Source organism: uncultured Sphingobacterium sp. (genome assembly GCF_964277905.1).
GTDB classification, from domain to species: Bacteria; Bacteroidota; Bacteroidia; order Sphingobacteriales; family Sphingobacteriaceae; genus Sphingobacterium; species Sphingobacterium siyangense.
Window position 1 is genome coordinate 1 of sequence record NZ_CAXYKD010000026.1, and the last position, 21,503, is coordinate 21,503.

Sequence of the window (21,503 nt, forward strand, 5' to 3'; positions counted from 1 at the left end):
CTTTATCGCTTTGTTTTTCCCTTCGTTTCCGTTGGGACTGCAAAGGTAGAAATCTTTTTTGAACTTCCAAAAACTTTTTGAAGTTTTTTTCTTTTCGCTTTTTTCGATTTCCGCGTTTAAAATAAACTGAGCGGGATTTTAAATCCTACCGACCTTCTCTTAAACCCTTCTTTTTTCATGATTCCCTCTTTCGAGGTAACCGTCCCTCCCTTGCGGAGTGGTGCAAAGATAGGGAGTTTACTAACAAACTTCCAAGCCTTTTGTTCTTATTTATTTCATTTTTCGCCTAACTACCTGTAACGGTGCGAGATTCTTTTTGGTTTCTGACCACAGTCCTGTGCCGAAGGTGGCAAAAAGGGTACTTTCCGAAGATCTGCAGCGGATTTCTGTCCCTGCTTCCCATGCGGGCTTCCACTCAGGGCACCGGAAAGAGGGTGGTTTGCGCAAGAGAGTACTAAGGTTGGACGAGAATGGCAGCGCAGCACATAAAAGGGCGACAGCATACAGCGCTCCTGATCCTCCTTTAAATAATCATAATTTCTTACCACTTTAGTTAGGGTTTACTTAGGGTTTAGTTAGGGTTTGTTTAGGTATAGCTTAGGTTGTAGCTAAACAAACCCTAACCAAAAGCTAACTAAATGCCAATTAAAATCTAGCTTAAAGAAGAACTAAATAAAAGCGAATAAACATAACACTACGTAAATAACCCTACAAGTGTCCCTGCATCCAACTAAAACCGCTATGATATAGGCATTTTTTATGAAAACGTTAGCCTGTTATCCGTTTTGAAGATTGCTCATTATAGCGCGACAGCATGAGATTAAGAATAAATAAGTCCATACGAACCAAAGACTTATTTTGGCCATAACAAAGCCTGCACAAACTATACGATGCTTTAGTGAATAAAAATTCACTAAAGCATCGTATAGTTAATCCCCGTGGAAGGTGTGATGGATCAAAGAAAATGATCAAGAAAAAGCGTTCAGCCCCGTAATATCTTGCCCTGTGATTAATAAATGAATATCATGTGTCCCTTCATAGGTAACTACAGACTCTAAGTTCATCATATGCCGCATTATTGGAAAGTCACCGACAATTCCCATTCCGCCAAGGATCTGCCTGGATTCACGCGCTATCTGCAGCGCCATATTCACATTGTTCCGCTTTGCCATAGAGATTTGCTGTGGAGTAGCACGTCCCTCATTTTTGAGCTGCCCTAAACGCCACGACAACAACTGCGCCTTGGTAATTTCCGTCAGAAATTCCGCAAGCTTCTTTTGCTGCAATTGAAAACCAGCAATTGGTTTATCAAACTGATGTCGCTCCAAAGCGTATTGAACCGCAGTTTCATAACAGTCTATTGCTGCTCCGATCACTCCCCATGAAATTCCATAGCGGGCCGAATTCAAACAGGAAAGCGGTCCACGCATTGAATTTACAGCAGGAAGCACATTTTCCGTGGGGATATAAACATCATGAAAAACCAATTCCCCTGTTTTGGAAGCGCGCAACGACCATTTATGCAGGGTCTCCGGAGTTTCAAAACCAGCCATTCCCCGTTCAACAATTACTCCCCGCACTTTTCCGGATTCGTCTCGTGCCCAAACGACGGCAATATCACAGACAGGCGAATTCGTAATCCACATCTTTGCCCCATTTAATAAAAAACCATCTCCTTTTGCCGTCAATTTCGTTTCCATTCCACCCGGATCAGATCCATGATTAGGCTCAGTTAGCCCAAAAGAACCGACCAACTCGCCCGATGCTAACCCTGGCAAATATTTACGACGCTGCTCCTCACTGCCATAGGTATAAATCGGAAACATCACTAAAGAGGATTGCACCGATGCCGCCGAACGAATTGCCGAGTCACCGGCTTCCAATTCCTGCATAATCAAACCATAGGAAATCTGATCCAATCCAGCCCCACCATATTCAGCAGGAATATAAGGTCCTAAAGCTCCAATTGCTCCCAATTTAGGCATCAACCCCGCAATAGCACGGTGCTCCTGCGCCGCGTCTTCAATGAAAGGCTTAATCTCTGTTTTCACAAAATCACGGACAGACTGCCGTATCAGTTTATGTTCTTCGGACAATAAATCGTCCACCTGGTAATAATCGATATTAATCTGTTTGATCATGATATAGTCTACATTAGCTTATCTAAGATAACGATTATTTTTCACTGAACAATATTCAGAACAAACTTGTCAATAAAAAATTTATTTCATATATTTAAACTATTCCACGAATAAAATAAACCATTATGATAAAAGCAGCGCTTAAAACACTTGGAATATCTTCTCAGAATTTAGGATCATCAACTGGACAACAATGGTTTTCCGAGGGCAAAGAATTCGAATCCTTTTCACCCGTCGATGGAAAACTCATCGCAAAGATAAAAGGCAGCAATCGTCAGGACTACGAAGCAGTCATTAAGCAAGCCGGAGATGCTTTTTTACAATGGCGCCTACTACCTGCCCCAAAAAGAGGAGATATCGTTCGCCAATTGGGTGACAAGCTCCGTGAACTTAAACCCATTCTCGGAAAATTAGTTTCCTATGAAATGGGTAAATCTTACCAAGAAGGCATGGGGGAAGTGCAAGAGATGATCGATATCTGTGACTTCGCGTTAGGCCTATCCCGCCAACTGTATGGTAACACCATCCATTCGGAACGCCCCGGGCACCGCATGTACGACCAATATCATCCTTTGGGCGTTGTAGGTATTATTACAGCATTTAACTTTCCGGTGGCGGTATGGGCATGGAACACCGCCCTCGCCCTGGTCTGCGGCAACACTGTCGTCTGGAAACCCAGCGAAAAAACACCGCTATGTGCCATAGCTTGCCAAAAATTACTTGCAGAAATCCTACACAGCAACGGGCTGCCCGAGGGAATATCCAACCTCATTATGGGCGACAGAGAAGTTGGCGAGTGGCTTTCGGCAGACAACCGCATCGCTTTGATTTCTGCAACAGGATCCACGCGCATGGGAAAAGAAGTCGCCGTCGCCGTAGCACAACGCCTCGGTAAAACACTTTTGGAACTCGGTGGAAACAATGCAATCATCGTTAGTCCAGACGCAGACTTAAAAATGACCATCATTGGCGCTGTATTTGGCGCCGTGGGTACAGCCGGACAACGCTGTACAAGCACCCGAAGACTTATTATCCATGAGCACATTTATGACAATGTCAAAAAACAACTGACCAAAGCTTATGGTCAGTTAAAAATTGGTGACCCTTTGGACACGAAAAATCATGTAGGACCATTGATCGACAAAGCCGCCGTAAAATCATACTTAAACGCACTGGACAAAATTAAAACACAGGGGGGAAAAATGCTGATCAAGGGAAAGATACTTGAAGGCAAGGGCTATGAAAGTGGCTGTTATGTGCAGCCTGTTATTGCCGAAGTCGAAAATCATTATGAAATCGTACAGCATGAGACCTTTGCCCCTATTCTTTACTTAATCAAATACAAGGGAGATATCAGTGCGGCCATAGATCTACAAAACAGCGTCGCACAGGGGTTGTCTTCGGCCGTCATGACGAACAACCTACGGGAAGCCGAGCTATTTCTGAGTGCTGCTGGCTCTGATTGCGGTATCGCCAACGTCAATATCGGCACATCGGGAGCAGAAATCGGAGGTGCTTTTGGAGGCGAAAAAGAGACTGGCGGAGGTCGGGAATCTGGGTCAGATGCCTGGAAAGCCTATATGCGCCGTCAGACAAATACCATCAATTATACGACTGACCTACCGTTGGCACAAGGTATCAAATTTGATTTATAAACCATTTACACACAAAATTATGAGCAACGTACATGAAAGATTAAGCAAACATATATTGGCCGATGGATTTCCTTTGGTTATGGATATGGAAAAATCCCATGGTTCTTATGTCGTGGATGAAAATGGGGATGAATACCTCGATATGTTCAGTATGTTTGCTTCCATGGCCGTGGGTTACAATCATCCACATTTGGTCAAACAACGTGACTTCTTAGGCAAAATGGCCGTCAATAAGCCAGCCATGTCTGATATTTACCCAAAAGAGTTTGCTGATTTTGTCGACACTTTTGACCGGGTAGCCATACCGAAAGAACTCTCCTATGCCTTTTTCATATCAGGCGGAACACTCGCCGTGGAAAATGCTTTAAAAGCTGCCTTTGACTGGAAAACAAGGCTTAATTTTGCACAGGGAATACAAAAGGAAGCCAGCCAGGTCATTCACTTTAAACAGGCTTTTCATGGCAGATCCGGTTATACCCTGTCCTTAACAAATACACAAGACCCCAGAAAATACCTTTACTTTCCAAAGTTCAACTGGCCACGCATTACCAATCCGAAGTTAAGCTACCCCTTAACGAGCGAACATATTGAGCAGACCATTACTTTGGAGGAAAAGGCTGTCTCAGAAATACGCCAAGCCCTTGCCGCCAACCCCAACGATATTGCCTGTATCATTATTGAACCGATACAGGGTGAAGGTGGCGACAACCATTTTCGAAAGGAATTTTTCGTACAGCTTCGTCAAATCTGTGATGAAAATCAGATCCTATTGATTTTTGACGAAGTACAGACCGGATTGGGTATTACGGGGAAAATGTGGGCTTACCAACATTACAACGTAATTCCTGATATCATTGCCTTCGGCAAAAAAGCACAGGTATGTGGTATACTGGCGAGTAAGGAAAAATTTGATCAGGTGGAACATCATGTCTTTAAAGAATCCAGTCGTATCAATTCAACATTTGGTGGTGATTTTATGGATATGCTTCGCTTTAAATTAATTCTTGAAGTCATAGAACAAGAACATCTCGTTCAAAATGCAGCAGAAAAAGGGCACTATCTACAAGATAAGCTCCAGGAACTGCTAGTGAAAAAACCGCAGCTGTCCAACTTACGAGGCGAGGGTTTATTCGTTGCATTGGATTTCACATCGGAAGCTGCACGCAATGAATTTATTAAAAATGCCTATGCAAATAAACTGATTATGTTAGGCTGTGGAGAGAAAAGTATCCGTTTTAGACCGCACCTTAATGTGAGTTATGAGGATATCGATAAAACGATAGCAATTATAGAAAAGAGTATTTCCTAAAAAATAAGCAATGCTAAAAAGCTTCAATGTAGCCTATAGCATTGCTTTATTTTTTTATAAACTATCTATCTCTACATACATTGGGACGGTCAATATCGACCAGTTCTGAAATTCCATACTCATCAAACAGGTCTAGGAGTGCATCTGTACCCTCTTCAAGTTTGTAATCCATCTCTTCTTTATATACAGGGATCATTGCATAAAAATTGATCAGATTACCATCTTTGGTTTTTAACTCCAAAAATTCCTCATCAAAACTTAGCATAGGTGGAAGCAGCAACATACAACCGAAACCTGTATTTGCAATATCCTCGGCTTCCATCCCATTGGGAATGGTATGCCCATATCCCAACCAGGTTTTGTACTCATGTGGAAACCGCGCTAATCTTTTCAAAAAGTAGACCGGCCAATAATTGTTGTCATCCTGAAATTCCTCTTCTCCGATCTTCCAATCTGCGGGCAACACGACCATCAGCTCCGCCCGTTCATAAGACTCTTTGTTTTCCACTTCATCTGGAACATGCATAGCCAAATCACTCATGCCTGAAGTAACCAATATATGGAATGGATAGTTTGCACTTGGTTTAATCCAATGCACATCGATATGAACAAGTTCGGAGATAATCTCATGGAACACCATATCAGGTTCGGCAATATATTTGGTCAAATGCTCCTCGATTTCATCCAGATAAACACATTGTACCTCCGGAAATAGGTTTTTTGGATCCTTATCATCAGATTGATCTTCATAACGGTAGACCGTAGACCCTCCAGCAGTAATTTCTGTATCTTTTTTTTCGGACGAAGATTCTTCCTCTTCGCCGCTCATAATTTTTTTGACTTTATCCCAAAATGACATATTATCTTATAAATGGTGAAAATTTTAGCGATTATTTTCTATTCAAATTTATTCAATTACAGCTACTACAGGCTGTCTAAATCTTGTTTTAACTGGTTTTCCTTTGACCTGTCCCGGCATCCATTGTGGCGATCTGCGCATGGCAGACAACACAGCCTTTGCAAACTCAGGACTCACCTTATCGGGATTCTCGATTTCAATATTACAAATCGCTCCATCTTCACAAACAATAAATTTCAGAATTGCCGTCTGCCGAGACCCATATTTTGCATAGGCCACACTGTCCATTGCCCTGATTGTTCCCGACAAATCCAGGTTATTTTGCAAAAATCTGGACCAGGCTACCACCCCGCCCTTGAAATAGGGAAAATCATCAACGTTCTGTGCAATACTGTCTGCAGGAATATCCCGTTTAGCAATCACTTGTGCACTTGCGGAAGTACACAATACCATAAAAAGTAGAATTGAAAAAAAAGTCTTAAATCCAGTTAAATACATAACCTATCCTATCCATAATCGTACCATTTAACGCTTGTATAAGATAATTTATTGCTTTAAATCCTCCGGACTAATTGAGCGGCATAGCAACCTCTGCATTAAACGCCCCTGTTTCATCAACAAGAAAACTGATCGGATGCTCCGGATTTTTAATAATCTCGAATAAAGTCAATCCCCAAGGTTTCCAAAAATTTTCCAAAACTTGGCCATAAGTCTTATTTTGCCAATGATCAAAGATAGGTTTCATCGACATATCCGCTAATGGCATAGGTTCAACATAGACTTTTTGCGGGGTGTTTAGATAGGTATAATCTGGCAGACGGTTAAATAAGTAGGCTGAATAAAAATAGCGTGCACACAATTCTTCAAACTGGATCGGATGCAATGTTTTACCCGCAATGACTTTGAGAATATCTTCGTGATAAATATTATTTGTCGCATTATCTTGAAGACAGGCAACTACAGCAAAATCCTTCATACGGATCGAAAAGATCAAGGTATTGATTTCATCACGATACATAAATGTATCAGGTGCATTCTCAACAGGTACAACAACCAATGAAAATGGGAATGTATTTTCAAACTCCATCGGTACAACCAGAGACTGTAACATCGCATGTAGATTCGTAAAACGCTGTGCAAGCGCCTGAGAAAAGTTCATATCTTCACCAGAAGCTTTTTGCTGCTGAATTCCCGCAAGAATTTCATTAAAAACCACCCCATAGATGATTTTTGTCATCCATTGAAACAATAGTAATGGATCCAGCTGTTTGACGGCTTCATAGCCTTGTTCAAACGACTGTTCTACCGCACGCTCCATTTGCTCAATAGCTTCGGCTGCAGCAATGGAACACGGTAGTTTCAACGATTTGTAAGTAACCAGATTCTCATCCAGCATTTTAAAAGGTTTATCTTCCAATTGAAAAGATTTCATCATCCATACAGGAAACACCTGAATGGATTCTTCTTCCGACTGAAGCTTATTCCCTGTTAAAAAACAAATATCTGAATCAAACTGAAATTGTTTGAATGGATTATACAAAGTTGTCGCCATAATGCTGGCAAAGTTAAAACAAATCGAAAAGTCCGCAAGAAAAGCAAATTCTTATTACGATATGGTGACTTGCATTCTTAAATTTATTTTATTTTCAGAAATTATTGAAAATTCAAAAACTTTAAATACCTTTGATATAGGCAATCACAAAAAGGATGGGAAAGCCGATCGGTTCAATAGTCCGATAAAAACAAATGAGGTATTGGCAAAATAAAAGCACGATGGAATTACAAGAAGCAAAACAACAGTTCATAGACACCTGGGGCGCATTAGGTTCTGAATGGGGGATCAACAAATCTGTTGCTCAGGTTCATGCCCTACTCCTTTCCGCAAGCAATCCCATGTCTACAGATGAGATTATGGAAAAGTTGGTGATCTCCCGCGGGAATGCCAATATGAGTATCCGGCAATTGATTGATTATGGTATTGTCTACAAAAAACATATTGCTGGTGATCGAAAAGAATATTTCGTCGCAGAGAAAGAGGTCTTAAAATGGGCGATGAAAATTGCAGTGATGCGTAAGCAGAAAGAGCTTGACCCCGTTATGGATATTCTAAAGGATATAAGCCGGAATACCGAAAAGGACCAGACTGCAGAAGGCAAGGAGTTCCATAAAACGGTAAAGGACATCCAAAATCTGACGGATCAACTCGAAACTATTGCCAACAAGATTTTCAATACAAGCGGTGGAGATTTATTAATCAAATTGATCAAACTAATGATGTAGCGTCATGAACTTCAATATCCTAGCGTACGCAATCTATGGCCTGCTCACCTGTTATATTATTCTTTGGGTCGGCCGGTTATTCCATAAAAATGGTCGAGTTTTCATCCTATCGCTTTTCGGCCAGGAGGTCAACTTGGCCGATACGACAAATAATCTATTGCTGCTTGGATATTACCTACTCAACATCGGCTATGCAATCCTGCAATTTAGTTATTGGCGACAAATTGAATCATTTGATGAAATGATCTGCAGCATTGCCTTTAAAACAGGACGATTACTTTTTGTCCTTGTTGGGCTACATTACTTCAATATGCTTAGTATTTACTTTTTCGCAAAAAGAAAGAATTCATTAACCATTAAACATTAATATCATGGGAAATTTAACAGTTATCGGGTACTTTATCTACTTACCCATTGCAATAGGATTAACCTATTATGTTGCCTACGTGCTTTTTAAAAATAGCATTGTTTACATGAATGATATCTTTGCCGGTAGACTGGAGGTCGCCCATGCGACGAATAATCTATTTCGCATCGGATTCTACCTCATGAATTTGGGATTTGCACTCTACATACTTGAAATCAGCCTGTACAAGCCGAGCATTCAGGAACTCATTGAGCGTCTGAGTTATAAAATCGGTGGATTTAGCATATATCTTGGTGTAATGCTCTTTCTTAATATGTTTCTCTTCTTTAGAGGCAAACGGATTGCAAAACAACGAAGAAACATGGATACAACCTTCAATGCATAATTAAAACAGACTGCAAATACACTTGTCATGAATAAAATAGTCATCGCTGGAGGAACAGGTTTTGTTGGACAATATCTTTCCGAGAGATTTCGTACATTAGGCTATCAGGTGATCATCATTGGCCGTCGGCCGGGCAATATCCTTTGGACCGATCGATCCGCTATTTCCGATTCACTGGAAAATGCAGCGATGCTAATCAATCTAGCCGGAAAATCTGTCAACTGTCGGTATAACGAAAAAAATAAGGCCGAAATATTTTCCTCACGAACAGCAACGACTACGCTTCTCGGCGAGCTCATAGCAGGCTGTACCAATCCACCAAAGCTATGGCTAAACGCGAGTACCGCCACCATCTATCGTCACGCCGAAGATCGTCCAATGACAGAAAGTTCGGGGGAGATCGGAACAGGTTTTTCCGTTGATGTTGCAACATTATGGGAAAAGACTTTTTTCGACTTCAAATCGGAAAAGACACGACAGGTGGCACTTCGGATGGCAATAGTTTTGGGCGCGGATGGAGGGGTTATCCTTCCTTTTAAAAATCTTGTACGTGCTGGACTAGGGGGTATACAGGGAAATGGCCGGCAATATTTTAGCTGGATTCATATTGAAGATCTATTTCAGCTTATTTTGTTCTTAAAAGGTCATGAGGATTTGTATGGTGTCGTCAATTGTGCGGCACCCAACCCGATTATGAATAAGACTTTTATGGCAACTTTTCGACAGGTAATGAACCGTAAAATTGGCCTACCATCTCCAAAATGGCTACTGGAAATAGGTGCGGCTTTAATTGGTACGGAGACAGAGCTGCTTTTAAAAAGCCGTTGGGTATTACCTGAAAGGTTGGAGAATAGTGGATTTACCTTCCAGTTTCCAACGATTTCAACTGCTTTGCAGGATATTCTGCAGCGGGGATAAAAACCGAAAAGATAAATACGTGGGGTAAACCAGTTATCCCACGTTAACCTTGAAATTTTCAAATACAAGCGGCGCAGTGACAATGGCGCCCTCATTATTTTTTACGCCTTTAAACTCGGAGGTTTTTCCTTTCTCCAGCAGGTTCTTCATCTCTTTTTCGTCCAGAAAGATACCATTTAATGTCCGCCAGATCTTAAAATCACATCCACGGGCATAATGGTCGCACTGGGCCACTTTATCGTAGAGCAAAATCAATCCCTTCTCACATTTCGGACATTTTATCTTTCCTTTTTGTTGAGGTTTAACTTCCTCTTGTGCGAGAGAAATCCGCAGTGTCAACAATTCTTTTGTGATTTTGGCGGTATAGTCCTTAATATGCTTCATAAAAACATCATAGGACACCTTATTGGCCCGCATTTCCTCCAGCTTCTGCTCCCATTTACCGGTCAAAGTTACTTTGGCAATGGAACGATCTTTTACAAGATTGTATACCGCAAGCCCCTTTTCCGTTGGAATCAGTTTTTTCTTGTCGCGCTTAATATAATCACGTTGAAAAAGTGTCTCGATGGTTGCAGCACGTGTTGCAGGTGTACCAAGTCCACAGTCCTTCATAGCCTGTCGCATCTCATCGTCTTCAATTTCCTTTCCCGAGGTTTCCATGGCCTTTAATAACGAAGCTTCGGTATGTATGGGTCTTGCTTTGGTAAAACGCTCGGCAAGTTCGAGGGTCAGAATCTGCAATAATTCCTCGGCTAATAGCTTCGGTAATTGTGCATTTTCATTATCCTGATCGTCATTGTTTTTATCTTCATCAGGCGCTTCGATTTGCTCCGCGGAAAGGCGCCAGCCGTATTGCTTGATCACAGTACCTTTGGCGATAAGTTCAACTCCCTGCGCATCAATTGTCACGGTGGTAATATCTTTTATACAAACTTCCGAGAAACTTTCCACCATACGCTTTGCAATCATATTGTAAACGTTCTGTTGCTCTTTGAGCATGGGCCCCGGCTTTTCATCCGTCACCAACAAGGCGTGGTGATCTGTTACCTTTTTGTCATCGACAGAGCGTTTGTTCAATTTTGCACCGATCAGATTTTTTGCAATCGACGCGATGGATTCATCTGCGGTATCCGATAAATGTTGAAAAAGTGCACCAATTTCTTCAAAAACATCCTCACCGATGTAACGGGAGCCCGTACGCGGATAAGTGATGACCTTCTTTTCGTAAAGTGTTTGCGCAATACTCAGTGTCTGATCTGCCGAATAACCATATTTTTTATTTGCATCCTGTTGCAGCGATGTCAAATCAAATAGCAAGGGTGGCTGTTCTTTTGTTTCTTTGGCTTCCACCTTTGCCACACGGGCATTGGAACCAACGGTCAATCGCGCAATGGTTTGCTCGGCAACATCCTTTTTATCGATCTTATTGGAGGTTGCCTTAAAACTGATATTGTCTTTTTCAAACCCGGCCTGGATTTTATAAAATGCCTGGGGTTTAAAATCTTTGTTTTCCAGATAGCGCGAACAAATCATGGCCAAAGTTGGCGTCTGTACACGGCCCAAAGAAAGTAATCCTTTATTTCCCGCCGCCAAGGTGATGGCCTGCGTCGCATTGATACCGATGAGCCAATCTGATTCCGAACGTGAGCGGGCAGACATATATAGGCTATCGTATTCGGTACCTGCTTTCAGATTGGCAAATCCTTCTTTAATGGCCTTATCTGTTTGGCTCGATATCCAAAGGCGTTTAAAAGGGACTTTCGAACCCAAAAAATAGTATATATTACGAAAGATCAATTCCCCTTCCCGTCCAGCATCGGTAGCCACAATGATTTCTTCGGCCTGTTCTAAAAGGGATTTTATGGTGTTGAGTTGCTTAACTGCTCCGCTATCATCCATCTGCTTGCCATCACGCTTCACCTTCTTCGACTCCAGCTTAAATGTTGGTGGAATAATCGGCAAATTTGAAATTGTCCACGAATTGTATCCGTAAGCCTGTGGCGTACAGAGTTGGACCAAATGACCAAAAGCATACGTAAAAGCATAGCCATTGCCGGCGATATAACCGTCTTTGACTTCCTTCGCCCCCATCACTCGAGCTAGATCACGCGCCACGGAGGGCTTTTCAGCAATTACAACCTTCATTTTAGATATGAGATGTTAGATTTTCGATCCGAGACTAGCTGTAATACCCTCGGGTATTACAGCTAGTCTCAATTTAATATTGATGTTTTAACCCTTTACCTTAAACGTCCCTATTCTATTGATGGTATCGTTATTCCCTTGATTTTACGATACAGCTCAATCGCATAAACATCAGTCATACCTGAAACAAAATCCAATACACAACGAATTTTCGAATACGAATCTTGTTTGTCCGTATAAAATTGTTCAGGAATTAACGCAACTAGCTTTTTATCGTAATTGTTCTTGTTCTTCTTCAGGTATGCCGGAACAAATTCTTTCAATAGGGCATCCATCACCCGGTAGCCAGCAATCTCGATCTGTACAACTGTGGGTGCATTATAGATTTTTGCAATGGAAATCTTCGAGATTTTGTTCATTTGTGTAACAATATCTTCATCTAGGGCATCCATCAACGCTGATGCGAAAGTTCCTGACAGAAACTTGTCCTGCTCACGTACAAAGACATCAACACATCCTTTAATCAAGGTATTGATCGCTTTGGCACGTAACAATGCTACGCGGCTTGGGGTATCCAGCAATCCATCGAGTCTGTCACGAAGATTTTCTTTACCACATAGTGGCAATAGTAATTCTTCGACTTCCTGATAGGACAATATTTTAAGATGATGAGCATCTTCTAAGTCAATAATATTGTAACAGATATCATCTGCAGCCTCCACGAGATAAACCAGGGGATGTCTCAGATAGCCCTTTGGATTAGAGGGATCTTTTAATAGTCCCAATTCATTGGCAACCTTCTCAAACGCCTTTTGTTCTTGTGTAAAAAAGCCATATTTCTTGCGGTGATGGCTCTTCTTAAGGTGGCCATCAATTGCCAGACAAGGGTATTTTACAATGGAAGCCAGAGAAGTATAGGTCAATGCAAAACCTTTGGGATCTTTGCCCTGGAAGGCATGCGTCAAAATGCGCAGGGCATTTGCATTTCCTTCAAAGTGGGTCAGATCTGCCCATTCTTCGGCCGTTACCTGCTCTTGGTATTTACGTCCGTCTCCATCTGTGAAATACGTAGATATGGCGGATTCACCCGAGTGGCCAAAGGCAGGGTTGCCCAGGTCATGTGAAAGACATGCCGCAGAGATAATATTTCCGACTTCTTGCAGAAAGGGGTAATCATTATCCAGGTTTGGATTTTCCTCTTTCAGCTGCGCATAAAACATACGCCCCAAAGAGCGTCCCACACTGGCAACTTCTAAACTATGTGTCAATCTATTGTGCACGAATACAGCACCAGGAAGTGGAAAAACCTGCGTCTTATTCTGTAATCTCCGAAATGGGGATGAAAAGATCAAACGATCATAATCCCGTTGAAATTCCGACCGGGCCACAAGGTAACTATCTACGCTCCGATCTTCGTAACCCCAGCGCTTTGCAGAGAGCAAATCTTTCCAATTCATTTTTTCAGACATAGCGCAAACTTAGATAAATTTGCCTTTAAATACAATTATAATCATAGGATACAGCTTCGGAAATTATCCGAATGACTGTCCGCATATCGCTATATTTTACTCCTGTTATTCACCTATTCAGGAGTCATTATTGCAACAGTATCCATGATTGCATTTCAAAATGACAAATTTTACAAACAGCTGTTATCAAAGTCATTTTTATACAGGTTATATTCTGTATCTTTAACCTAAATACCAATAGGGATCCATCATGACGAAATATCAAACACTTATTCCAAAACATTTTGAAGGTACAATCGAAGGCAAAAACACGCATTTGCTCTTATTAAAAAACGAAGGAGGGATGCAAGTACTCTTAACGGATTACGGTGCACGTATTGTCAGTATTTTGGTACCTGATAACAAGGGAAATTTAGTGGATGTAGCACTGGGCTTCGATTCAATTCAGGCCTACCTAGATTCTGATGAAAAATACCATGGATGCACAGCAGGGCGTTTCGCCAATCGCATTGCTGCGGGTAAATTTGAAATCGACGGAAAACACTATACGCTTCCGCAAAACAATGGCAATAATTGTCTTCATGGTGGTATTTCGGGCTTTCATGATAAGGTTTGGGACAGAAGGGTAACTTACCAATCGCACGTCGAATTTTATTATGTTTCTCCAGATGGTGAAGAGGGCTTTCCAGGAAACTTAAAAGTTATGGTTTCTTATACCCTGACCAGAAATAACGAGATCATTATCAAATATCATGCGCAATCGGATGCCGATACGCACGTCAACTTGACCAATCATACGTATTTCAATCTGGATGGGGAAGGCAGTGGCGACGTATTGCAGCAGATCCTTCAGATCAACTCAGATGAGGTCTTATTTGTAGACGACAACCAGATACCAAATGCAATAGTACCTGTGGAGGGCACCGCCTTCGACTTCCGCATACCCAAACCTATTGTTCAAGATATTACTGCAAATAACGAACAATTGATCGCTGCCAAAGGCTATGACCATTGTTATGTCAACAACCAGCCTATTTCGCAGCCTTGTGCAACAGTCTATTCAAAAAACACAGGCATTCAGCTGGATGTTTTTACAACGGAGCCTGGTGTACAGCTCTATACAGCAAACTGGATGACGGGAAATGATTTTGGCAAAAGAGGTTATAAATATCTGCCTTATGCCGGATTCTGTCTGGAAACACAGCATTTTCCGGATACGCCCAATCAGGCGGAATTTCCTTCAACCCTGTTAAAAGCGGGCGAATCGTTCGACTCCGAGACACATTTTAAGTTCTCTATAAAAAAATAAGAAAAGAAAACGGCCGGTAAGCATGTGCTTATCGGCCGTTTTATGTTGATGTACTGTTTCCTTTGTAGGGTCACAGCACATTTTTATTTTAAAAGATCATTCAATGCTGATTCGACTTTTTCAAAACCAAAAGTTGCTTTGACCTCTCCGAACATACGTTGAATCTGATCATTGCATAGATTTCCAATGCTTCCTTCGTGCGTATGGTTTACCTCTTTTGATGGCTTGAAACGGCCTTCATCGATATCAATGCCGATAGTTCTGTAGGCCTCCCGGAAAGGAACCCCTTTCAGAACCTCATTGTTCACGACTTCAACAGAGAACAAATAATCGTATTTTGGATCGTCCAAGATATTCTCTTTAACGGAAATGTTTTCCAACATGAAAGTTGCTATTTCAAGACATTCATTCAGCGATTTAAAAGCCGGGAATAAATTTTCCTTTAACAACTGAAGATCTCTATGATAACCAGACGGCAGGTTCGTAGTCATCAACGCAATTTCATTTGGCAATGCCTGTATCTTATTACAGCGTGAACGGATCAACTCAAAGACATCTGGATTCTTTTTATGCGGCATGATGCTCGACCCCGTAGTTAAATGTGCCGGAAAGGAGATAAAGCCAAAATTTTGATTAATATACAGACATACGTCCATTGCAAATTTGGCCAATGTCGCCGCGATGGAACTCATGCCCTGTGCCAAGATACGTTCGGTTTTACCTCTCCCCATCTGTGCATAAACCACATTGTAATTTAGCTCTTCAAATCCCAGCAATTGCGTCGTCATCGTTCTATTTAATGGAAAAGATGATCCATAGCCTGCAGCAGATCCTAAAGGATTCTTATTACAAACCTTCCAGGCTGCATGCATCATCTCCAGATCATCAACAAGGCTTTCTGCGTAAGCACCAAACCATAATCCAAAAGATGAAGGCATAGCAATCTGCAAGTGCGTGTATCCCGGAATCAGAATATGCTTATATCGCTCGCTGAGTTGGATCAATTCATTAAAAAGAGCTTCTGTATTCTGGATGATATGCTGAATCTCTGAGCGGAAGTATAATTTTAGATCGACCAAAACCTGGTCATTACGGGATCTGCCGGAGTGAATTTTCTTACCTGCCTCTCCAATACGCTGTGTAAGCAGCATTTCGACCTGTGAATGCACATCTTCTACCGAGTCCTCAATACGAAAGTCACCGGCTAAAATTTCTTTATAGATATTTTTCAGTTCTTTTTGTACAAGCACTAGATCCTCATCGGTCATCAGATTTATGCTATTCAACATGCGTGTATGGGCCAATGAACCCAAAACATCCGCAGCAGCAAGTTGCAGGTCCATTACGCGGTCATTGCCCACCGTAAACGATTCTACAAAAGAATCGACATCTATATTTTTTTGCCAGATTTTCATTCGTATAATTTCTTTTTGATCCTGTTATTATCAAAAGCCTTTGGTCGGTTTAGCGTTGATTGAAGCTCCTGATAATTCTATCACATACAATTTTTACAAAAATACCAATTGCAAATGGTTATATCAATGCAAAGATTGCATACATTTTGCTCGGACAATTTGATGAAAAACAAAAAATCTGGTGAAAAAAAAGGGCCGTTACAAAAAAAAATAAATGTTAAAAGTTTGTTAAATCGCGATAAACACACATTATAAGTAACCACTCACTTTATTTTTAAAAGTTATTTTGTCAGTTTTTTAAGTATTCCTATGTTTGTAGTGTAAGGGAGATGAAAAAATAGAAGATGGTAAGGTTAGTAAATACTTACCGCTTTAAATACACCGAAATTTCAAACCAAATATGATAGACCCCAAAGTCTTAAAACTTGAAAGAAATTACCTAACCAATTGTGAATCGAAATTTAAAGGCACGTCAAACCAAGATGTGCCTTTTTTCTTGTGCTGCTTATTTTATTGTTTTCAAAGCTGTAATCCGTTCGCTACCAATCGATGGTTTATTGTATATTTTTTGTCAAGTAAGCGACAAGAGGTCAAGCCAAATTTCTCTTTTAATTGAAATTTTGGCTATTTTTGTTTGACATAATTGAGAATATTCAACATAAAACGTATACGATGGGAACAGAAAGCAAGAGACAGCAACGTTTTGCTGGGGTGATTCAACAGGATTTAGCAGCATTATTTCAACGCGAAGGTAATTCATGGGCTCCTGGAGCATTTATTACGGTTACACGGGTTCGTGTTACGCCGGATTTAGCGATTGCCCGCGTTTACGTGAGCTTCTTAAACACAAAAACGGCACAGGAGGATATTAAGGCCATTCGTTCCAAAACATCTGAAATACGCTACAAACTAGGGGCAAAAATTAAGAACCAGGTAAAGATTGTTCCTCAATTGGAGTTCTTCCTCGATGATACCAACGAATATGTTGAACACATGGATAAACTATTTGAAGAGATAGGCAAAGAACCGCGTCAACCAGAATAATACCATCTATCGCAGCATGTTAAATAACCATGGTATTTGAACTGGATACTAAAAGACTGGAGTTTCCACACCCAAGCTATGCAGAAGAAGATGGTTTACTCGCCGTAGGTGGAGATCTTTCGGTAGATCGTTTGCTATTGGCCTATAGTAACGGAATTTTCCCCTGGTTCAGTGATGATAGCCCGATACTTTGGTATGCCCCAAATCCCCGATTTGTGATCGATCCGTCCAAGATCAAGATCAGCAAGAGCATGGCGAGTGTTCTCCGGAAAAAAACATTTTCCTTATCGATAGACCGCAGCTTTAAAGAAGTCATTCAGCTTTGCGCAACTATGAATAGAAAAGATCAGACTGGAACCTGGATAACACAGGACATGATCGAAGCATATAGTAAACTTGCGGAGCTGGGTTATGCACATTCGGTGGAAGTTTGGCAAGATGGTATACTGGTTGGGGGCCTTTATGGCGTGTTAATCAATGGGGTCTTTTGTGGCGAAAGCATGTTTTCAAAAGTCGCCAACGCTTCGAAAGCGGCTCTGATTTATATCGCCCAAGAAATTGAACTTAGTTTAATTGATTGCCAATTTCACACGGATCATTTGGAAAGCATGGGCGGAGAATACCTCTCCTTGACAGATTATTTAGCAATACTAACAAAAGACCAAAGACATGAGTAGTCCCTATCGTAAACATTTTGACATCGCTTCAGCGGTAACTTACCTCACCACACCAGGATCCGGCTTACTTTCACGTGAAACAAAGGCCTGGCGCACCAAAAGAGACCAAGATTTCTTCGACGCGAACAGCACCTTACGTGAACAGCAAGGTGCAACTTTAGATGCCTGTCGGGATACGCTTGGTAAATTTTTCAATTGCCCTTCCCAAAATGTCTTCTTATCAAGTTGTTTTTCCTTTGCTTTCAATGCGCTATTGGCAGGTTTACCAAAACAAGCTAAGGTTTTATTACTGAATAATGATTATCCTTCCGTTAATTTTCCGACGATATTAAGTGGTTTTGAACACCAATTTGTCACGATGGACGAACAATTGGAAACGAATTTATTGGACACAATAGCAACATTCAAACCAGATGTTCTTATCCTTTCCATTGTTCAATATATTTCGGGGTTAAAAATAGATCTATCCTTCATACAGGAATTAAAGCATCAGCATCCCGAGTTGTTGATTGTAGGCGACGGCACCCAATATTTAGGGACGGATCTTTTTGATTTCGCACTTTCTGGCTTTGACGCGGTATTATCAAGTGGATACAAATGGCTTATGGCAGGTTTTGGTAATGGCTTTGTGTTCTTAAGTGAAAGACTCAAAGCGATGCTTTATGCGGATATCCAAAAAAATTACAGCTTCCTCAACAATCAATGGATGAATAAATCTGTGGTACAACTCTGTTTTGAACCAGGGCATTTGGACACCCTATCGCACGGAACGCTACAGCAGTCTCTTCTTCAATTGGAGGAATGGGGCTTTGCCGAAACTGTGGCCTATACCCAAAAATTGATCGAAGATGCCCGCACTGAACTTACCGACAGAAAATTGTTACTGGATAGCATCATCAATAGACGTCCGCAGAGCAATATTTTCAATATTCAGATCAACCCCGACTATTATCAAACTCTTCTGGATGAGGGCATAAAATGCTTTCCCCGAGGTTCGGGCATCCGTGTCGGATTTCATTTATACAATGATCACTCGGATCTTGAAAAGCTACTATATATTATTGACACAAAAGTAAAGTAAACATGAAATTTAGAATAGGCGACTTAGTACGGTTTGTCGATGAACCCATTGAGGGGCATATCACATCCATGCAGCCCAACGATATTGTAGGCGTTACAGATGATACTGGTTTTGAGATTCCGGTGCCAATGGATAAAATCACCCTTGTCTTCGGTAATATGCGTCGCGCAGATGATGAACTTGACCAACATGCGACACCACTGACACCACATCGATTTATCGAAAAAGGAATACTTTTGGCAATCTCGGGAGATCACAAAGATGGACTTGCCAAATTACACATCATCAATGAAACGAGCTTTGAGCTCCTGGTATCCGTATCTGAAGCGACAGCGAATAAAGTGAAAGGTATTTTCAACAATAAGATACCGCCGCATGACTCAATGCAGTTTTACACAGGCAACTTTGCAAATGTTGGGAAATGGCCTACCTTCCGTTTTCAGATCATACGTCATAGTGGCACTTTGCAGGAACTGACCTCACCAATCAACAGAGAACAACGTGTACGTCCTGTAGATCTTACTAATCCAAAAGTCCTTAACGAAATTTTGGATGAAAAAATATGGTCTTACGAACTGGATAAGATTGAAAAGGATTTAGGACTGGACAAGCTAAAAAGTCATTTCGTACCGCATCGTCCAAACAAAAAATAAGCTAGATGAATTTCATCTAGCTTATTTTTTGTTTGACAAACGGCTTTATTTTATTCAGCTGTCGCAGAAACCTTCTTGGTACTCAACAATAACAGTAAAATACCAATCAAATAGACAATCCAGCCCCAGCGCATGTGCAAGGATTTAGAAAGTAATTTATCGGCAAATCCCCAACCGAAATAGTTATTGATCTTAAACCAGACCGCTGTTATACTCAACAGGTACCAACAGGCGGCTAATCGAGTCATCCATTGATAAGCTCGAACTGCACGAACAAAAAATAAAAGGGCAGTTACCCCCAGAATAAGTAATGTAATAAAGAATAAATAGGCATCTACCTGATATAAATTCCAATTTCCTTTAATAGGCACTTTTAAGAACGGCGTCATGCTGGACAAAAAAGAAATGACTAGTCCAACGATGGCAACGTATTTTTTGATAATAATCATGATTCAAATTCCTTTAAAACTGCTACGAATATAAGTTGAATATTGACACATATATAACTTGTATTTCACTTTTTGAAAAATTATTCTATTTTTAAGCGCAATTAACGCTTAGAACAAATAAAAAACAAAGCTAATAAAAAGAACATCAGTCATTTAAACTTGTTTTTCTCTTGTTTAAAAGAGATGAGTATAATTTTTAGCATTAAGCCGAACAATAAACATGAAAAGAGAAGTTGAAGAAATCGCTGCAGAACAACCCGCACAGCCAAATAAAAAGAAAAGGGTATATATCATTATTGGCGTCGTCCTATTGGTTATCCTAGCGGGTGGCGGGTATTACAATTATAGCCAGCGACAAGCTTTCAACGGCTTGCAGGTAGACAGTGCTGCCACGGCTGCCGTCGGATTTGACAATGCCGATCCCAAAGACCTGGAAGATGCTGATGGATGGAGTTCATTAGAAGACTATCAACATTGGAATAATGCAATCTTCACTCTTCCGGAATACGACAACATTCCATTACGCTACAGAAGGGGGATTACAAAGATATTTATGGGCAATAGCTACCTAGAGCCCGTAGATGATAAACCTATATACAAGTTTACCCGGATAAAAGATCGGGCTAAATCTGTTTTCTGCTATGGGAACTTTACAGATCGCAACGATTCAGACAGTTGGAATAAAGAAATGGCTTTCCTAGTAGAAAAGAACGACTACCAGAGCAGTGCCATCTGGATCATATCGGCAAAAGGCGATATTTTATTCTGGAAGGAATATTCAAGCGAACTGCCACTCATCAACAGCTTCAAAAAGGGACAGAAAATTTTTATGGATGAAATGAAGTTAGTACCTGCTCCTGCCGATGGAATTATTGTCAAGAACAAAAACTCCAAGTACGCATTAATTTACAATAAAAGCAGCAAGACCTTCGACAGCTATTATCAATATAGTGATAGTGAAATTCAAGAAGCTACTACTTCTGAAGAAGAACCTTATGTGGAAGAATTGGAAGATGTTACCATCGACTCTGCAAGCACAAATACGGGTATTAAAGAATAGTTTATCGTGTTTTATCGCTTAAAATTTTCGTCACGATCTATCGTGACGAAAATCATTTAGCATCAAGCTATAACATAAGTAATTATAAAACAGATTATTAAATAGAAAAAACAGCTATTTAAAATCTTTCTAAATTAATCCCTTTGACAGATTTTTGACACAAGCACAAAGCTTTTAAGCTACATTTGTACCGTTAAATATAAGCGAGGGATTAGAGCTTTGAAAAATCTTAAAGTATTAGCGTTTACTCATAAACATGTCGAACTAAAAGATCTAGGTAATCTAGT

Annotated in this window: 21 protein-coding genes; 12 read left to right on the forward strand and 9 right to left on the reverse strand. The window is 40.8% G+C overall.

What is annotated here, in order from left to right:
- Positions 1-290 precede the first annotated feature (290 nt).
- Positions 291-548 (reverse strand): hypothetical protein, encoded by a 258-nt coding sequence (locus ACHWSC_RS12200; protein WP_394676947.1) that lies wholly within the window; start codon positions 546-548, stop codon positions 291-293.
- A gap of 420 nt (positions 549-968) precedes the next feature.
- Positions 969-2,141, reverse strand: a complete 1,173-nt coding sequence (locus tag ACHWSC_RS12205; protein WP_394676948.1) for an acyl-CoA dehydrogenase family protein — start codon at positions 2,139-2,141, stop codon at positions 969-971.
- Positions 2,142-2,266: 125 nt separating this feature from the next.
- Between ACHWSC_RS12205 and ACHWSC_RS12210 the strand changes: the two genes are divergently transcribed.
- Together ACHWSC_RS12210 and lat are read left to right on the forward strand one after the other, a co-directional pair.
- Positions 2,267-3,796 (forward strand): aldehyde dehydrogenase family protein, encoded by a 1,530-nt coding sequence (locus ACHWSC_RS12210; protein WP_394676949.1) that lies wholly within the window; start codon positions 2,267-2,269, stop codon positions 3,794-3,796.
- Between the two features lie 19 nt (positions 3,797-3,815).
- Complete coding sequence (gene lat / locus ACHWSC_RS12215) at positions 3,816-5,105, forward strand: L-lysine 6-transaminase (RefSeq protein WP_201670126.1); 1,290 nt, start codon at positions 3,816-3,818, stop codon at positions 5,103-5,105.
- 61 nt (positions 5,106-5,166) lie between these two features.
- Here lat and ACHWSC_RS12220 read toward each other — a convergent pair whose 3' ends face one another.
- From ACHWSC_RS12220 to ACHWSC_RS12230, 3 genes are all read right to left on the reverse strand, one after another.
- Positions 5,167-5,934, reverse strand: coding sequence for a suppressor of fused domain protein (locus tag ACHWSC_RS12220; protein ID WP_201670125.1), 768 nt, complete (start codon positions 5,932-5,934; stop codon positions 5,167-5,169).
- Positions 5,935-6,012: 78 nt separating this feature from the next.
- Complete coding sequence (locus tag ACHWSC_RS12225; RefSeq protein ID WP_159731349.1) at positions 6,013-6,417, reverse strand: energy transducer TonB; 405 nt, start codon at positions 6,415-6,417, stop codon at positions 6,013-6,015.
- Positions 6,418-6,532: 115 nt separating this feature from the next.
- The gene (locus ACHWSC_RS12230) at positions 6,533-7,516 is read right to left on the reverse strand and encodes a hypothetical protein (RefSeq protein WP_394676950.1); all 984 of its coding nucleotides are present in this window, start codon (positions 7,514-7,516) and stop codon (positions 6,533-6,535) included.
- A 221-nt stretch (positions 7,517-7,737) separates the two neighbouring features.
- Between ACHWSC_RS12230 and ACHWSC_RS12235 the strand changes: the two genes are divergently transcribed.
- The 4 genes from ACHWSC_RS12235 to ACHWSC_RS12250 are packed head-to-tail and all read left to right on the forward strand — an operon-like array spanning position 7,738 to position 9,914.
- Entirely contained in the window at positions 7,738-8,244 is a 507-nt protein-coding gene (locus ACHWSC_RS12235; RefSeq protein ID WP_112373885.1) for a GbsR/MarR family transcriptional regulator, read from the forward strand.
- A gap of 4 nt (positions 8,245-8,248) precedes the next feature.
- Positions 8,249-8,611: a hypothetical protein gene (locus ACHWSC_RS12240; protein WP_120333178.1), complete on the forward strand. Its 363-nt coding sequence runs from the start codon at positions 8,249-8,251 to the stop codon at positions 8,609-8,611.
- Positions 8,612-8,615: 4 nt separating this feature from the next.
- Positions 8,616-8,996, forward strand: a complete 381-nt coding sequence (locus tag ACHWSC_RS12245; protein WP_394676951.1) for a hypothetical protein — start codon at positions 8,616-8,618, stop codon at positions 8,994-8,996.
- Positions 8,997-9,023: 27 nt separating this feature from the next.
- Positions 9,024-9,914 carry a TIGR01777 family oxidoreductase gene (locus ACHWSC_RS12250; RefSeq protein ID WP_313188714.1) on the forward strand — a complete coding sequence of 297 codons (891 nt, stop codon included), beginning with the start codon at positions 9,024-9,026 and terminating at the stop codon, positions 9,912-9,914.
- A 33-nt stretch (positions 9,915-9,947) separates the two neighbouring features.
- Here ACHWSC_RS12250 and ACHWSC_RS12255 read toward each other — a convergent pair whose 3' ends face one another.
- Together ACHWSC_RS12255 and ACHWSC_RS12260 are read right to left on the reverse strand one after the other, a co-directional pair.
- The gene (locus tag ACHWSC_RS12255) at positions 9,948-12,059 is read right to left on the reverse strand and encodes a DNA topoisomerase 3 (protein WP_394676952.1); all 2,112 of its coding nucleotides are present in this window, start codon (positions 12,057-12,059) and stop codon (positions 9,948-9,950) included.
- 110 nt (positions 12,060-12,169) lie between these two features.
- Positions 12,170-13,528 (reverse strand): deoxyguanosinetriphosphate triphosphohydrolase, encoded by a 1,359-nt coding sequence (locus tag ACHWSC_RS12260; RefSeq protein WP_394676953.1) that lies wholly within the window; start codon positions 13,526-13,528, stop codon positions 12,170-12,172.
- A 250-nt stretch (positions 13,529-13,778) separates the two neighbouring features.
- On the opposite strand from ACHWSC_RS12260, the gene ACHWSC_RS12265 reads away from it, so the two are divergent.
- Positions 13,779-14,837: an aldose epimerase family protein gene (locus ACHWSC_RS12265; protein WP_075990929.1), complete on the forward strand. Its 1,059-nt coding sequence runs from the start codon at positions 13,779-13,781 to the stop codon at positions 14,835-14,837.
- Positions 14,838-14,920: 83 nt separating this feature from the next.
- On the opposite strand, the gene argH is transcribed toward ACHWSC_RS12265, so the two are convergent.
- Positions 14,921-16,252, reverse strand: coding sequence for an argininosuccinate lyase (gene argH, locus ACHWSC_RS12270; RefSeq protein ID WP_394676954.1), 1,332 nt, complete (start codon positions 16,250-16,252; stop codon positions 14,921-14,923).
- 672 nt (positions 16,253-16,924) lie between these two features.
- On the opposite strand from argH, the gene rbfA reads away from it, so the two are divergent.
- Genes rbfA through ACHWSC_RS12290 form a run of 4 tightly spaced genes read left to right on the forward strand, consistent with a single transcriptional unit; the run spans position 16,925 to position 19,707 of the window.
- On the forward strand, positions 16,925-17,296 hold the full coding sequence (rbfA, locus tag ACHWSC_RS12275; RefSeq protein WP_088160129.1) for a 30S ribosome-binding factor RbfA: 372 nt from the start codon (positions 16,925-16,927) through the stop codon (positions 17,294-17,296).
- Positions 17,297-17,325: 29 nt separating this feature from the next.
- Positions 17,326-17,973, forward strand: coding sequence for a leucyl/phenylalanyl-tRNA--protein transferase (gene aat / locus ACHWSC_RS12280; protein ID WP_394676955.1), 648 nt, complete (start codon positions 17,326-17,328; stop codon positions 17,971-17,973).
- The gene (locus tag ACHWSC_RS12285) at positions 17,966-19,054 is read left to right on the forward strand and encodes an aminotransferase class V-fold PLP-dependent enzyme (protein ID WP_394676956.1); all 1,089 of its coding nucleotides are present in this window, start codon (positions 17,966-17,968) and stop codon (positions 19,052-19,054) included. Before aat ends, ACHWSC_RS12285 begins: the two co-directional genes overlap by 8 nt.
- Before the next feature lie 2 nt (positions 19,055-19,056).
- A complete protein-coding gene (locus ACHWSC_RS12290) occupies positions 19,057-19,707 on the forward strand; it encodes a hypothetical protein (RefSeq protein ID WP_394676957.1) in 651 nt (216 codons plus the stop codon).
- A gap of 50 nt (positions 19,708-19,757) precedes the next feature.
- Here the strand turns inward: ACHWSC_RS12290 and ACHWSC_RS12295 are convergent, their stop codons facing one another.
- A complete protein-coding gene (locus ACHWSC_RS12295) occupies positions 19,758-20,156 on the reverse strand; it encodes a hypothetical protein (protein ID WP_201666518.1) in 399 nt (132 codons plus the stop codon).
- Between the two features lie 220 nt (positions 20,157-20,376).
- Here ACHWSC_RS12295 and ACHWSC_RS12300 point away from each other — a divergent pair, with 220 nt between their 5' ends.
- The gene (locus ACHWSC_RS12300; RefSeq protein ID WP_394676958.1) at positions 20,377-21,216 is read left to right on the forward strand and encodes a hypothetical protein; all 840 of its coding nucleotides are present in this window, start codon (positions 20,377-20,379) and stop codon (positions 21,214-21,216) included.
- Positions 21,217-21,503: the final 287 nt, after the last annotated feature.